The 15059-nt window shown below is 72.4% G+C and carries 12 protein-coding genes; 8 read left to right on the forward strand and 4 right to left on the reverse strand.

Annotated elements, in window-relative coordinates:
* Positions 1 to 123 precede the first annotated feature (123 nt).
* A complete protein-coding gene (locus ACZ7DE_RS10380) occupies positions 124 to 1032 on the reverse strand; it encodes a BadF/BadG/BcrA/BcrD ATPase family protein (protein WP_470759385.1) in 909 nt (302 codons plus the stop codon).
* A 319-nt stretch (positions 1033 to 1351) separates the two neighbouring features.
* Here ACZ7DE_RS10380 and ACZ7DE_RS10385 point away from each other — a divergent pair, with 319 nt between their 5' ends.
* The 5 genes from ACZ7DE_RS10385 to ACZ7DE_RS10405 all read left to right on the forward strand — a co-directional run bounded on the left by ACZ7DE_RS10385 (position 1352) and on the right by ACZ7DE_RS10405 (position 7865).
* Complete coding sequence (locus tag ACZ7DE_RS10385; protein ID WP_470759387.1) at positions 1352 to 2485, forward strand: ROK family transcriptional regulator; 1134 nt, start codon at positions 1352 to 1354, stop codon at positions 2483 to 2485.
* A 274-nt stretch (positions 2486 to 2759) separates the two neighbouring features.
* Complete coding sequence (locus tag ACZ7DE_RS10390; RefSeq protein ID WP_470759389.1) at positions 2760 to 4091, forward strand: ABC transporter substrate-binding protein; 1332 nt, start codon at positions 2760 to 2762, stop codon at positions 4089 to 4091.
* Between the two features lie 48 nt (positions 4092 to 4139).
* Positions 4140 to 5117 carry a carbohydrate ABC transporter permease gene (locus tag ACZ7DE_RS10395; RefSeq protein ID WP_470759391.1) on the forward strand — a complete coding sequence of 326 codons (978 nt, stop codon included), beginning with the start codon at positions 4140 to 4142 and terminating at the stop codon, positions 5115 to 5117.
* A gap of 30 nt (positions 5118 to 5147) precedes the next feature.
* Positions 5148 to 6026: a carbohydrate ABC transporter permease gene (locus ACZ7DE_RS10400; RefSeq protein WP_470759393.1), complete on the forward strand. Its 879-nt coding sequence runs from the start codon at positions 5148 to 5150 to the stop codon at positions 6024 to 6026.
* A gap of 6 nt (positions 6027 to 6032) precedes the next feature.
* Positions 6033 to 7865, forward strand: a complete 1833-nt coding sequence (locus ACZ7DE_RS10405; RefSeq protein WP_470759395.1) for a hypothetical protein — start codon at positions 6033 to 6035, stop codon at positions 7863 to 7865.
* A gap of 169 nt (positions 7866 to 8034) precedes the next feature.
* On the opposite strand, the gene ACZ7DE_RS10410 is transcribed toward ACZ7DE_RS10405, so the two are convergent.
* Entirely contained in the window at positions 8035 to 8673 is a 639-nt protein-coding gene (locus ACZ7DE_RS10410; RefSeq protein ID WP_470759397.1) for a nucleoside/nucleotide kinase family protein, read from the reverse strand.
* A 56-nt stretch (positions 8674 to 8729) separates the two neighbouring features.
* Between ACZ7DE_RS10410 and ACZ7DE_RS10415 the strand changes: the two genes are divergently transcribed.
* The 3 genes from ACZ7DE_RS10415 to ACZ7DE_RS10425 all read left to right on the forward strand — a co-directional run bounded on the left by ACZ7DE_RS10415 (position 8730) and on the right by ACZ7DE_RS10425 (position 12293).
* Positions 8730 to 9125: a YybH family protein gene (locus tag ACZ7DE_RS10415; RefSeq protein WP_470759399.1), complete on the forward strand. Its 396-nt coding sequence runs from the start codon at positions 8730 to 8732 to the stop codon at positions 9123 to 9125.
* Positions 9126 to 9189: 64 nt separating this feature from the next.
* Complete coding sequence (locus ACZ7DE_RS10420) at positions 9190 to 9942, forward strand: beta-phosphoglucomutase family hydrolase (RefSeq protein ID WP_470759401.1); 753 nt, start codon at positions 9190 to 9192, stop codon at positions 9940 to 9942.
* Positions 9939 to 12293 carry a glycoside hydrolase family 65 protein gene (locus tag ACZ7DE_RS10425; RefSeq protein WP_470759402.1) on the forward strand — a complete coding sequence of 785 codons (2355 nt, stop codon included), beginning with the start codon at positions 9939 to 9941 and terminating at the stop codon, positions 12291 to 12293. Before ACZ7DE_RS10420 ends, ACZ7DE_RS10425 begins: the two co-directional genes overlap by 4 nt.
* 89 nt (positions 12294 to 12382) lie before the next feature.
* Here ACZ7DE_RS10425 and ACZ7DE_RS10430 read toward each other — a convergent pair whose 3' ends face one another.
* Positions 12383 to 13342 (reverse strand): hypothetical protein, encoded by a 960-nt coding sequence (locus ACZ7DE_RS10430; protein ID WP_470759404.1) that lies wholly within the window; start codon positions 13340 to 13342, stop codon positions 12383 to 12385.
* Positions 13343 to 13353: 11 nt separating this feature from the next.
* Entirely contained in the window at positions 13354 to 14826 is a 1473-nt protein-coding gene (locus ACZ7DE_RS10435; RefSeq protein ID WP_470759406.1) for an APC family permease, read from the reverse strand.
* Positions 14827 to 15059: the final 233 nt, after the last annotated feature.

Raw genomic sequence — 15059 nt, forward strand, 5'->3', positions numbered from 1 at the left:
GGCCTTTTGACGACTTGTGAGCCGGACGACGTGTCTGAGCGAAGATCTACGGCCGGGCTGTGTCCGGTCCGCGATGGTCCGGCGACCGGTGCGTGGCGCGGAGGTGAACGTGGGGTCGGCGGCTCACAGAAGCGAACGCGCCAGCGCCACCGCTCCCTCGACCGGCGCCACGGTCAGCGGCCGCGGCCGCGCTCCCGGCACGGCCGTCTCGAGCGCGGCGGTGAACGCCTCGTACAGCTCGGGCCGGCCGAGCACGGTGCCGCCGGCCACCACCACGTCGTCGACCGGTACCCCGCGCGCGGCGAGCCGGACGACGAGCGCGGCCAGGGCCGCGGCGGCCTCGGTGATCACGGTCGCGGCGAGCGCGGAGCCGGCGGCCGCGGCCGCGAAGACGACGGGGGCGTGCCGCCCCCACTCCGCGGAGACGTCCGTGGCGCTCTCCAGGGCCGCGCCGAGCGCCGGGACCTCGGCCACGCCGAGGGAGGCGATCAGGCCGGCCGCGAGGGCGTCGGGTTCCTCGCCCCGGTCATGAGCGGCCCACACCGCCCGGGCCGCCTCGCGGACCATACCGGCCGCGCCGCCCTCGTCGCCGAGGACCGCGCCCCAGCCGCCCACCTGGACGACGGTGCCGTCGGACAGCCGGCCCACGGCCACCGAACCGGTGCCGGCCACGAGGCCGACGCCCTTGTCCAGCCCTGCGGCCGGAACGAGCAACTCGGCGTCGCCCACGACATGCGCGGGGACGCCGAGCAGTTCCTGCAGCGCGACCCGGATCCGCGCGCACTGCAGGGGGGTCTCACAGGCGTGCGCTCCCACGGCGAGCGCGGACGGGTACGCGCCGGCGGGCAGCGCCTCGTGGACGAGGCCGGCCAGCCGGCGCGCGGCGTCGTCGGGGTCGTGCGGCCGCCAGCCGCTGGTGGCGCGGACGTGGTCGGCCACGACGTCGTCGCCCGCGACTGCGCGCAGATGCGTCTTGGTGCCGCCCACGTCGACGCCGACCACGACGGGGCGCGGAGGGGGAGAGTCCTGCACGGATCCTCTTTCGTCGATGCGCTGAAAGCTGCGACGGCGGGCGAACCGTGACCCTGGTGGTGACCTGGTGAACTAGGGAAGCCCCGGGACGGGCCTCTGACGAAGCACGGCAGGCGTATACCGTGAAGTTCGTTAGGAAGTTAACTAACGAAGTACAGTGCGTCAAGAGGAATCGCGCACTCGACCACCGGGCAGCCTGTGACGGCCGCCGCGGAGCGGGAACGCGCGACGTCGGTGCATCCCATCGCCGGCAGCCCGCCGAGACCGTCGACCGGGCGCGCGGCCCTGTACCCGTGTGGGGGAATCTGTGGAACTCGACGTGGTTGAAGCCCCCCGCCTGACCGAGAGCGCGAGCGCCGTGTTCGCCGTGCTGGCCCAGGCGGGGAGCGCGACCCGGCCGCAGCTCGCGAGCCTGGCGGGGCTGTCCAAGCCCACGGTGTCCTCCGCCGTGGCCGAGCTGGAGGGCGCCCGGCTCGCCACGCACTCCGGCACCGCCTCCAGCGGCACCGGCCGCTCCGCCGCCGTCTACTGCCTGGGACCGGCCGCCGGCGCCGTGCTGGCCGTCGACCTCGGCCCGGCCCTCACCCGGGTCAGGGGCTGCGCCCTGGACGGGGCCCTGCTCGCCGAGGCCACCGCCTCCCGCCAGGACGCCGCCGACGCCGTGCGCGAGGCGCTGGCCGCGCTGCCCGCCGGCGTCCCGCTGCGCTCCATCGTGGTCGCCGTGGGCGACGTCCTCGCGCGCGACCGGCAGGGCAGCGGCATGCGCCCCGCCACCGCCAAGGCCGGACCGGTCTTCGACGCCATGGCCGTCGCTCTGCCCCCCGGCGTCCCCGTCCACCTGGAGAACAACGTCAACTGCGCCGCCCTCGCGGAGCTCCACGAGGGCGCCGCCCGTGGCCGCCACACCTTCGGCTACCTGCGGATCGGCGTGGGCATCGGCCTCGGCATCGTCGTCGGCGGCCAGGTGCTGCGCGGGGCGAACGGCGCCGCCGGAGAGCTGGCGCGGCTGCCCTACCCCTGGGACGACGGCCGCGAGCCGCGTCAGGAGGCCCTGGAGGAGTACATCGGGGCCCGCTCCCTCCTGCGCCGGGCGAGCACGGCCTGGCAGGCCTCCGACGGGCCGTGCCCGCGCACCACCGAACGGCTCTTCGTCCTCGCGGGGCAGGGCAGGCCCGCGGCCCGCGCAGTCGTCGACCGCCACGCCGTGGACGTGGGCCGCCTCGCCGCCGCGGTGACCGCCGTGCTGGATCCCGGCCTGATCGTGCTGGGGGGCAGCACCGGCGCGGATCCCCAGCTCCTGCCCGGTGTGCGGGCCGAGCTGGCCCGGCTGAGCTGGCCCACCGAGGTGGTCAGCAGCACGGTCGGGGATTCGGGCACCGTCGCGGGCGCCGCACGCCTGGCCGTCGCCCGGGGAGTCCAAACCGTGACCGATGCCGCGCGGGCTAAGGATTGACGGCCTCCGACTCGGTCTGCCAATGTCCGGACAAGCGCTTTCTAAGTCGGTCGGGACACCGGCTTGGGGTGAGCGTCCCGCCCGTACACGAAGATGTACGGCAGCCGCACGAGGGCGTGCTCGTACGGTGACGGCCCGCAGGCCGGGGAGCGCACCCGCAGGGACGCCGCGGCCGGGCGAGGCCGCGCCTCCGGAGAGCACGCATCCAAGCTCCATGCACCCGTGCCGCAGCGACCGGCCCGGAAATCCGTCACGCACATCCAGGGAGGACCCGGTGGGTCACCAGCTCTCACGCAGAACCCTCTTCCGTACCGCAGGCGGACTTGCCGTCGCCGGCGCGCTCGGCAGCTCGCTCGCCGCCTGTTCCGGCGGCACCGGAGCCGGCAGCACCAGCAGCAAGCTGACCATGACCTGGTGGGGCAGCGACGACCGTCACGCGGCCTACAAGAAGGCGCTCGCGACGTTCCAGAAGGCCAACCCGAAGATCAAGATCCAGGAGACCTACCAGGGTTACGACGGGTACTTCGACAAGTTCAACACCAACGTCGCCGGCGGCAGTGCCCCCGACCTGATGCAGATGGACACCGCGCTGGTCGCCCAGTACGCCCGCAAGGGAGTCCTCGCACCGCTCGACGAGTACGTCGGCAAGTCCCTCGACCTGACCGGGTTCTCCAAGACGCTGCTGGCGAACGGCACCGTCGACGGCAAGCTGTACGGCGTCCCGTCCGGCATCGGCGTCAACCAGCTCACCGTCAACCGCAGCGGCCTGGAGAAGCTCGGCCTGAAGCTGCCGGACCGCGAGTGGACCTGGGCCGACCTGAAGTCGATCTCCCAGCAGGTCCACAAGAAGAGCGGCGGCAAGATCTACGGCGTCGACGACGGCGGCGGCTCCACCCTCCAGTGCTTCGAGGTCTTCGCACGGGAGAAGGGCCAGACCTTCTTCTCCGACGACGGCAAGAAGGTCGGCTTCACCGCCGACACCCTCCAGGAGTGGTGGGAGTACTGGGCCGAGATGCGCAAGACCAACGCCTCCGGTCCGCCCGCGCTCACCTCGGCCGCGCACAACGACCTCACCAAGAACGCGGTCGTCATCGGCAAGGCGCTGTTCACCTTCGACTCCGGCGTCTACGGCGCGGGCGGCTCGATCACCGACGCCCAGCTGGACTTCCTGCCGACCCCGCAGGGCGACTGGTCCGGTGCCCGCGAGGGCAACTTCGTCAACGGCGGTGTGCTGCTGAGCGCCACGGCGAAGAGCAAGCGGATCGCCGACTCCGTCAAGATCATCACGTTCATCGCGCAGGACGACTCCGCGATCAAGGACTTCCAGCTGCTGCGCGGCATCCCGCCGACGGAGAAGGCCCGCAACCTGATCTCGGCGGGCCTGACCGAGACGGACAAGCTGAACATGGCGAACGCCGACTACATCTCCCAGCGCGTCGCGAAGGCGACCAACGCGCTGCCCAACCCGGTGCCGCCGCCGCAGGGCGCCGACCAGGTCTGGGACCTGCTGTTCCAGTCCAACCTCGCCGTCGCCTTCGGCAAGAAGTCCATCAAGGCGCAGCTCGGCGAGTTCTTCGACCAGGCGGCAGGCATCCTGTCCGCGTAGCGCGCGCGGAGCACTTGGAAACACCGGGAGAGGGCCAGGGAGATGAGTATGACCACCGCGAAGACCGATGAGGTCGTGAAGGGGGCGCCGGCTCCGGCCACCCCGTCCGACCAGCGGGAGCGCGACCGTATGCGGCGCCGTCTCGCCCGAAAGCGGGGCGGAGGCTGGTGGCCCTACGTCTTCCTGGCCCCCTGGTTCGTCGGCCTGTTCGGCCTGACGATCTACCCGATGCTGGACTCGCTGTACCTGTCCTTCACCGACTTCGACCTGCTGACGCCCGCGCAGTGGGTCGGAACCAAGAACTACGAGCGGATGTTCGCCCACGACCCGGTCTTCTGGGACACGGTGCACGCCACGCTCCTGTACGTCATGGTGTCCGTTCCGCTGAAGCTCGCCCTCGCGCTCGGTGTGGCGATGCTGCTCAACCGGGACCTGAAGGGCATCGGCCTCTACCGGGCCGCCTTCTACCTGCCCTCGCTGCTCGGCGGCGCGGTGGCCGTCGCCATCGTGTGGCGTCAGGTCTTCGGCGGCGACGGTCTCTTCAACGACTTCCTCGCCTGGTTCGGCATCGAGGGCCAGGACTGGATCTCCAGCCCCGACACCGCGATCTACACGCTGATCCTGCTGGCGGTCTGGCAGTTCGGCACCCCGATGGTCATCTTCCTCGCCGGTCTCAAGCAGCTGCCCAGGGACGTGTACGAGGCGGCGGCGATCGACGGCGCCGGCCCCGCGACCCGGTTCTTCAAGATCACCCTGCCGCTGCTGACCCCGATCGTCTTCTTCAACGTCGTCCTGCAGATCATCGACGCGTTCAAGACGTTCACCCCCGCCTTCGTCGTCAGCAACGGCACCGGCGGACCCCTGAACTCCACGATGCTGTACTCCCTGTACCTGTACAAGAAGGGCTTCACCGACCTCCAGATGGGATACGCCTCGGCCCTGGCCTGGGTGCTGTTCCTGGTCATCGCAGGCTTCACGGCGGTCAACTTCATCGCCAGCCGTTACTGGGTCCACTACGACGACTGACGCCTGACGTCCGAGCGAGGAGTCCTTCCCATGTCCGCCATCACCCCGAACGCGTCGCCGCTGCAGAAGCTCCGCTCGGCCACCGGCGCCCGCCGCATCTTCATCCACACCGTGCTCATCGGCGTGGCGATCGTCATGCTCTACCCGCTGCTGTGGATGCTCAGCAGCTCGATCAAGCCCGACACCGAGATCTTCACCCACCCCGGGCTGATCCCGAACAAGCTCAACCCGCAGAACTACGCAGACGGCTGGAGCGGCTCCGGCAACTCCTTCTCCCTCTACATCACCAACTCGCTGATCGTCACGATCGGCGCGGTGATCGGCAACGTCGTCTCCTGCTCATTGGCCGCCTACGCCTTCGCGCGCTTCGAGTTCCGCGGCAAGAAGGTCTGGTTCGGCCTGATGCTCGGCACGCTGATGCTGCCCACGCAGGCCGTCCTGATCCCCCAGTACACGATCTTCTACAACCTGACCTGGATCAACACCTACCTGCCGCTGATCGTGCCGAAGTTCCTCGCGGTGGACGCCTTCTTCATCTTCCTGATGGTCCAGTTCATCCGCTCCATCCCGCGCGAGCTCGACCACGCGGCCATGATGGACGGCGCCAACCCCTGGCAGATCTACTGGAAGATCATCCTGCCGCTGATGAAGCCGGCCCTGGTCACCACCACCATCTTCACCTTCATCTGGACCTACGACGACTTCCTCCACCAGCTCGTCTACCTCCAGCAGAACGACAAGTTCACCGTCCCCCTCGGGCTGACCCTGTTCCTGGACCAGACCAGCGGCTCCTCCTACGGCGCGATGTTCGCCATGTCGACCCTCGCCCTCCTGCCGACGCTCATCTGCTTCCTCATCTTCCAGAAGAGGCTGGTCGAAGGCCTGGCGACCTCGGGCATGAAGGGCTGATCCCGCGTGCACCTCCTCCACCAGCGCGGCCCGCTGCACGACCTGCCCGACACCCCCCAGGCGTACGACGCCGTCCTCGCCGACGTCACCGAGCAGGCGCTGCGGCGGATGACGCCGGAGGGAAACCTCGAACACCCCGACTGCGTCGACGACGTCGGCGACACCTCCCTCGGCATCACCTCCCTGCTCACCCTCGCCTGGCAGCGCACCGGGGACCCGCGCCTGCCGGACGCCGTGCGCCGCAGCCTCGCCTTCCACCTGCGCGAGCGGGTCTACCGGGAGGACAACCCCGGCTACCCCAACCTGAGGGTGCGCGGCTCCGGGCTCCCGTACGCGCGCTACACCCTGGCGGCCGGCGCCCACCCGATCGGCGACTGGCCGAGCACGGTGTGGGCACTGCTGCAGGCCGTGAACGTCCTCGACACCGCCGACGGCCTGGTCGACGACGAGCAGCGGGCCGAGCTGCTGGACGTGGCCCGGGGCTACTGGAGCTGGCTGACCGAGGCGACCTTCTTCAATCCGCAGGAGGCCGGCAACCAGGCGATCGGCTGCGTGGTGGGCGGCCTGATGCTGGCCCGGCGCCTGCCCGCCGCCGAAGGGGCCCGGATCCGCGCCCGCGCGCTCGCGCTGTACAGCGACGAGATCCGCGCCCACCGGGTCCGCGACCGGGGCGCCCTGCTGCCCCCCGAACACGGCGGCGCCTACGACAACAACTACGGTCCGATCTCGCTGTCCTTCCTCGCCCAGGCCCACCGGGTCAGCGGCGAGGAGATCTTCGCCGAGGACGGCGACGCCCTGGCCCGCTACCTCGACGCCCGCCTCACCGTCGGCGGTTTCGACAACGGCGGCCCCCGCTACAGCGAGCAGCACTCGGCCTTCGAGTCGGTCCTCGGCCTGCGCTACTTCGGCGCACGGATCGGCTCCGACCTGGGCCGCTACCGGGGCGACAGCCGCTGGGCCCGGCACGCGTGCAAGGCGGACGGCGGGGTCGACGGGCACTTCGCGTGGATGCTGGTCTGGCAGATCCAGGACACCGCCCGCTGGCACCGCGAACCGTCGCCGCGACCGGCACGTCACCAACTGCGCGCCGGCACGGTCTCGGTGGCCTTCGACGACCGGATGACTCCGGCGGTGATCGAGGCGGGCGGCACCTACCTCCTGGCCGCCGCCGTCAACCGCCAGCACGGGTTCGGCCCGGTCACCGACGGCTTCCTGCTGTGCCGCCCGATGGGCGCGGTCCGCGTCCGCGACGTCCGCGCCGAGGGCCTGAGCGCCAAGCTGGTCACCAAGCCGGTCGTCGGCCGCGACCACGTCCTGCGGTACGTGCGCTCCCTGTACGTCACCGACGGCACGAGCCTGTGGACGACGGTCGCCGTGGAGCGCCTCGACGGGACGCCGTACCTGCTGGCCGGCCTGCCGTACGCCGAGGACGACGGCGACCGGGTCCGCCGCACGGCGTCGGCCGCCGTCTCCTCGCCGGGCGCCCTGCGTCTGACGCACCCCGGGGCGCCGGGCCCGGACCACTTCGACGCCCGCGCCGAACTCACCCAGGAACAGGCCGCCTTCGCCCTCGCGGCCGATCCGCGCGGCTACGGCAACCCGGACGAGGGCTGGCGTCATCTGGTCAGCTCCTCGGCCCTGGAGGCCGGGCCGCTCCCCGGCGCGCCGGACGACCTGCACGTGTTCGCGGTGCGCTACGGCTGCGAGGAGCCCTGGGCGGTGTCGGTCGAGCGGACCGCGGAGGGCCTGACCGTGCGCGCGGACGCGTTCACCGCCGTCCTCGGGCCGGACGACGCCCACGGCGAGCCGCGGCTGACGCTCCGCGCGGCCGGCGGCTGAGGGCCGTCCACCCGGTCGCCGGGCACCGCGGCGACCAGGTCGGACAGCGGCGGACCCGGCTCATCGCCCCACCGCCGCACCTGCTCCGTCCGCCCGTGCCCGGGCGCGGACACGCCGTCACGGGCGCAGTGGAGGCCGGCGGGCGGATGCTCCCGGGGCGGCCCGGACGTCACAGGGGCCAGGGCACCACCAGATCGGCCCGGTCCCGGGTCGCCGCCACGAGTGCGGCGTTGCGCTCGTCGCTCCGGTGCACCCAGGCCACCGCCTCCTCGTGGCCCTTGCCGAACTCCTCGTGCCGGGCGACCAGTCGGCGTACGCGCTCGGCCTCGTCGCTCTCGCAGAACCACACCTCGTCCAGCGCGGACCGCACCCGCGCCCACGCGCCCGTGCCGAGGAGGAGGTAGTTGCCCTCCGTGACGACCAGCCGGGCAGTCGGCGCGACGGGCACGGCCCCCGCGACCGGCTGCTCCAGCACCCGCTCGAAGCCGGGGGCGTAAACGACGTCGTCGCCGCCCGCATCCTCCCGCAGCCGCCGCAGCAGCGCCGCGTAGCCCGCCGCGTCGAAGGTGTCCGGCGCGCCCTTGCGGTCCCGGCGCCCGAGCCGGTCGAGCTCGACGTCGGCCAGGTGGAAGCCGTCCATCGGGACATGCGCCACCCACGGCTCGCCCGTGCCGTTCAGTTCGCGCACCAGGCGGCGCGCGAGAGTCGTCTTGCCCGCGCCGGGGCTGCCGGCGATGCCGAGCAGCGCGCGCCCGCCGTCCCCGGCGAGAGAACGGGCCCGCAGCAGCAGATCATCGAAAGTGAGCACACAGCAGAGTGTCGCAGTCTCCTGGAAGGAGACCCGCAGAGAGAGGAGGACGACCTTTGCCCGACGACGAGACACAGATCCGCACCCTGATCACCCGCTGGGCCGACGCCGTCCACCGCGGGGACCTCGACACCGTCCTCGCCGACCACGCCGACGACCTGGTCCTGTACTACGTCCCGCCCCCGCACGCGGGCATCCGGGGCCTCGCGGCCTATCGCGCCCTGTGGCCGCCGTTCTTCGCCTGGCAGGCCGAGGGGGCGCGTTTCGACCTCGACACCCTCGACGTGACCGCCGGTCAGGACGTCGCCTACGCCCACGCGCTGCTGCGCTGCGGCACGCCCCGCGAGCTGGCCGAGAACCCCGCGCTGCGGCTGCGCCTCACCTTCGGCCTGCGCAAGGAGGGCGGCCGCTGGCTGATCGCGCACGAGCACCACTCGTTCCCGCACGAGTGACAGCCCGCAGATGTGGCGGGCGCCACACCGTTGAGCGGGCCGATCCCGGGGAACGGGAGCCTGTATGACGACGACTCTCGGTCTCCCCGAAGCCATCCAGGCCTGCCTCTTCGACCTCGACGGGGTCGTCACCCGCACGGCGGTGGTCCACGCGGCCGCCTGGAAGGAGACCTTCGACGCCTTCCTGCGCGAGCGCGACGGGGACGGCTTCAGGCCGTTCGACGCGGGCGACGACTACGACGAGTACGTCGACGGCCGCCCGCGCGCCGACGGCGTACGCGCCTTCCTCGCCTCCCGGGAGGTCCGACTGCCCGAGGGACACCCCGACGACCCACCCGACGCGCAGACCGTCCACGGCCTCGGCAACCGCAAGAACGAACTGCTCCTGGAGAAGATCCGCACCCAGGGCGTCGAGGCCTACGACGGCACCCTGAGCTACCTCGAAGCGGCACGCGCGCGGGGACTGCGCACGGCGATCGTCTCCTCCAGCGCCAACGCGCGGGACGTACTGCGCTCGATCGGCGCCGAGGACCTCTTCGACGTACGGATCGACGGCGTCGTCGCGGCGGAGCGGGACCTGCCCGGCAAGCCGCGGCCCGACACCTTCCTCGCCGCCGCCCGCGACCTGGGCGTCGAGCCGGCCCGGGCGGCCGTCTTCGAGGACGCGCTGGCCGGCATGGACGCCGGGCGCGCCGGGAACTTCGGCTACGTCGTGGGCGTCGACCGCGTCGGGCAGACCGACGCGCTGTACGCGCACGGCGCGGACGTCGTGGTGAAGGATCTCGCGGACCTGCGCGAGCGGGGAGGGCGGGCGTGACCACCCACCGGGCGTACACCGTCGAGCCGTGGTGCGTACGCGAGTCGGAGCTCGACCTGGACGTCCTCGCACAGAGCGAGTCGGTGTTCGCGCTGTCCAACGGGCACGTCGGCTGGCGCGGCAACCTCGACGAGGGCGAACCGCACGGTCTGCCGGGCACTTATCTCAACGGCGTCCACGAACTGCACCCGCTGCCCTACGCCGAGGCGGGCTACGGCTATCCGGAGTCCGGGCAGACGGTCATCAACGTCACCAACGGCAAGATCATCCGGCTTCTGGTCGACGACGAGCCGTTCGACCTGCGCTACGGACGCCTCGTCAGCCATGAGCGGGTGCTCGACCTGCGGCGGGGCGTGCTGGAGCGGACGTGTGAGTGGACCTCGCCGGCCGGGTCCACCGTCCGGGTGCGCTCGACCCGGCTGGTCTCGCTCACCCAGCGGGCCGTCGCCGCCGTCGCCTACGAGGTGGAGGCGGTGGACAGCCGCTCCCGGGTGGTGATCCAGTCCGAACTGGTCACCAACGAGAGCCTCCCCGACCCGAACGGCGACCCGCGCGCGGCCCGCGCCCTGAAGTCGCCGCTGGAGCCGGAGGAGGACGTGGCCGTCGGCCGTCGGCTGCGGCTCGTCCACCGCACCAGGCGCAGCGGGCTGCGGGTCGCCGTGGCCGCCGACCACACCGTCACCGGCCCCGAGCGGACCACCCTCAGCGGCGAGAGCAACGTCGACGTCGCCCGTCTCACCGTCACCTCCGTGCTGGAGCCCGGCGAGCGGCTGCGCGTGGAGAAGCTCGTCGCCCACGGCTGGTCCGGCGCCCGCTCCCGGCCCGCGATGAGCGACCAGGTGGAGGCGGCCCTCGCGGCGGCCGGACACAGCGGCTGGGGCGGCCTCCTCGAGGACCAGCGCGCCTACCTCGACGACTTCTGGTCCCGTGCGGACGTCGAGGTCGACGGCGACGAGGAGATCCAGCAGGCGGTCCGCTTCGCCCTCTTCCACGTCCTGCAGGCCGGCGCGCGCGCCGAGCAACGGGCCATCCCCGCCAAGGGGCTGACCGGTTCCGGGTACGACGGCCACGCCTTCTGGGACACCGAGACCTTCGTGCTGCCCCTGCTCACCTACACGGCTCCCGACGCCGTCGCGGAGGCCCTGCGCTGGCGGCAGAGCACCCTGCCCGCCGCCCGGGAGAGGGCCACGCAGCTCGGGCTGGCGGGCGCCGCCTTCCCCTGGCGGACCATCGAGGGGTCGGAGGGGTCGGCCTACTGGCCGGCCGGGACCGCCGCCTTCCACGTCAACGCCGACATCGCCGACGCCGTCGTGCGGTACGTCGCGGTGACCGGGGACACCGAGTTCGAGCGCGCCACGGGCGTGGAACTGCTGGTGGGGACCGCCCGGCTGTGGCGCTCGCTCGGCCACCACGACGCGCACGGCGCCTTCCACATCGACGGCGTCACCGGCCCCGACGAGTACAGCGCGGTCGCCGACGACAACACGTACACCAACCTCATGGCCCGGGCGAACCTCCTCGCCGCCGCCGACGCCGTGGAGCGCCATCCGCAGGAGGCCGTCCGGCTCGGCGTGGACGAGGAGGAGGGCGCGGCCTGGCGGGACGCCGCCGAAGCGGTGTACCTGCCCTACAACGACGAACTCGGCGTCCACGAACAGCACGCCGGATTCACCCGCTACCAGCACTGGGACTTCGACGGCACCCGCGCCGACCAGTACCCCCTGCTCCTGCACTTCCCCTACTTCGACCTGTACCGCAAACAGGTGGTCAAGCAGGCCGACCTGGTGCTGGCGATGTACACCTGCGCGAGTCACTTCGACGAGGAGCAGATCGCCCGCAACTTCGCCTACTACGAGCCGCTGACCGTCCGCGACTCCTCCCTCTCGGCCTGCTGCCAGGCCGTGATCGCCGCGCGGGCCGGCCACCTGGACCTGGCCTACGACTACACCACCGAGGCCGCGCTGATGGATCTGGCCGACCTGGAGCACAACACCCGCGACGGACTGCACATCGCCTCCCTGGCCGGCACGTGGACGGCCCTGGTCGCGGGGTTCGGCGGGCTCCGGCGCGACGCCGACGGCCTGCGCTTCGCCCCCCGGCTGCCGGAGCGGATCGGCCGGCTGGCCTTCAGCGTCCAGTACCGGGGCCGGCGGCTGCATGTGGAGATAGGCCCGGACAAGGCCGCGTACACCCTGCTGTCCGGGCCGCCGCTGACGGTCCATCACCACGGTGAGCCGGTACGGGTGAACGGCGACGGGCCCGTCGCGCGCACCCTGCCGCCCACACCGGCCCGGCCGGTGCCGCGGCAGCCGCGGCACCGGGGGCCCCAGACCCGCTTCCCGCGGCCCTAGGCGGAGGAGGGGCGGGCCGGCGGCGGATCTCCGCGCCGCCGGCCCGCCCTCCCCGGGCCGCGCGCCCGAACCGGGTCCGCTCGGGCGGTTCAGTCGCCCACGCCCCACTCCTTGCGCCACCTGACGATCTGCTGCGCCGGATCGCCGGTGCAGGACCAGGGGGCGCGGGTCGCCCGGCGGCCGAGCATCCCCAGCAGCGGCCCCGCCATGTCCGCGGCGCCCGCCGAACAGGCGGCGTGGGCCAGGTGGTTGACGTCGCGCAGCTCGCCCGGGGCGACCGGGCCCTCCTTGCGGCCCGTGATCCAGCGGTCCCAGGTGCGTCGGACGTCGCCGACCGCCCCGTCGTCGTCCCAGTGCCGGCCGAGGCCCAGGGGGACGGAGCGGCCCTCGGCGGTGGCCAGGGAGTGGCGGTACTCCTCGACCCGCGCGTACTGGACCAGCACCGGGAGCGGGCAGCCCGGCGGGGCCACGCCGGCCGCGTCGCGGGCGAAGTCGTACATGAGACCGTGCGAGCCGTGCCAGCGGGCGGAGTAGTAGTGCAGCACCTGAAGGTGGCCCTCCATGCTGTACGGGTCACGCCGGTGCAACTCGTCCCACCAGCGAGCCAGTTCCCGCCTGCGCACTCCGGAGGGGTAGAGCCGGGCCACCGAGATCAGCGAGATCCACGGCGTCGGGTCGTCCGGGTAGGTCTCGGCCGCGGACAGACAGGCCAGCACCGCGCCGTCGACGCGGCCGCGCTCGATCGGCACGCCCCGGCCCGCTGCGATCGCCAGGTCGAACGCGCGGGCCGTCTCCGTGGCCGCCCGCAGCACCAGCGCGTCGGCGCTGTGCGGCTCGGCGGCCAGCCAGGTCTCCACCGTGGAACCGTCGGCACAGGCCTGCGCCAGCATCCGGACCCGGTGGCCCCGGGCAAGCCAGTCGGGGCCGGTCGCGCGCAGCAGGTCCCGAATCCCCTGCCAGCGGCCGACGGCGACGTCGTGCCGGACGGAGGAGAGGGCGACGTCCCCGCAGTCCGGGTCGAAAACGGGAGTGAAACGGTCCCGCGCCATCGTGTTCCTTCTCAGAAGTCGGTCGAGAGACCGTCATGGGCGGCGAGGTGCGCGGCGGGGCGGGCACCGGACACGTGGCCGGTCGCGACGGTCCGCGAGGCGTCGAGCCGGGCGGGCCGGTAGTAGGCGCTGCCCTGCCGCCGGTACCAGAGCATCGGCACCAGCCCCACGGCCAGGCCGCCGATGCCGACGGCGACGGCGGCGGGCTCCAGCTCACCGAGCGACTCCGCGAAGATCCAGAACATGAACAGGGCGCCGAACAGCGGCCACAGTCCGCCGAGGACGAAGTCGGCCGCGGACCTCAGCAGCGTCCCGCGGTAGGCGACGACCGCCGCCAGGCCCGCCAGACCGTAGTAGATCGAGATCTGCAGGCCGATCGCCGCGATCGCGTCGGCGAGGATGTCACCCACCGAACCCAGCGCGTTGGAGGCGACGAACAGCACCATCGCCACCGCGCCCACCGCCGCGACCGCCGCCCACGGCGTGTTCCAGGTGCGGTGCACGCGCCCCAGAGCGGACGGCATCGTACGGTCGCGGCCCATCGCGAACAGCGAGCGGGTGACCTGGACGAGGGTCGTCTCCAGCGCGGCGACGGTGGACAGCAGCACGGCCACGATCAGCAGCTTGCCGCCCCAGCCCGGCCACACCTCCTCGCCCAGCGCCGCCAGCACGTTCGCGCCGTTGTCCTCGATCCGCTGCGAACTGAGGACGACGTTCACCGCGACGGTGAAGACCTCGAAGAGGAGGAAGACGACGCCCAGGCCGATCAGTTGGGCGAGACCGGACGTCCGGCGGCTGCCGCGGGTCTCCTCGCCGAGGTTGCTCGCCACGTCCCAGCCCCAGTAGTAGAACGCGGCGACCAGCGCGCCCGAGGCGAAGCCGGAGACACCGTCGAAGTGGCTGAAGCCGAGCCAGGACCAGTCGAACGGCAGCGAGTTGTCGGTGTGGACGAGGGCGAGCACCGCGAACAGCGCCAGAATCGCCAGCTCCACGCCCGACATGACCAGCTGGGCGCGCACGGTGAGCCGGGTCCCGCCCAGCACGACCGCCAGCATCACCAGGAACCAGGCGGCGCCGACGACGGTGGACAGGGCGGTGTCGTCGGCGAGGCCCTCGTCGAACAGGGCGAGTGTCATCGACCCGGCCGGCAGCGACCCCGCCACCATGAAGACGGTCGCCGAGACCACCACGGCCCAGCCGCTGACGAAGCCCAGGAAGGGGTGCAGCGTGCGCCCCACCCACGAGTAACTGGCCCCCGCGTTCACGTCGATCCGGCCGAGCCGGCCGAACGCCAGGGCGATGCCCAGCATCGGTATCGCGCAGTACAGCAGCGCCGCCGGACCGGCCAGGCCCACGGCGCCGGCCAGGACCGCCGTCGTTGCGGCGATGGAGTACGCCGGGGCGCTGCCGGCGATCGCCATCACCACCGAGTCGAAGGTGCCCAGCACGTTCGGCTGGAGCCCTCTTCCGGTGCTGTTGCTCATCGTTGCGCTGCTTTCCTTCGTGCACACCGCCCGGGGCGAAGCGGCCCGACGGCGTATGGGGGGTGGGGGGTGGAGCGCCACCGCGGCTCGAGAGGGACGACCTCGGGAGACGTCGGCGGGGAAAAGCGCGGCGGAACACCGTTCCAGCACTGCGTGCGCGAACGGTCACACCGAGTGTGCGAGTGACTATAGCCCGAACGGTTGAGCTTTCAAGATTGACGGACGGGTAACGT

Source organism: Streptomyces sp. NPDC037083, from assembly GCF_055606485.1.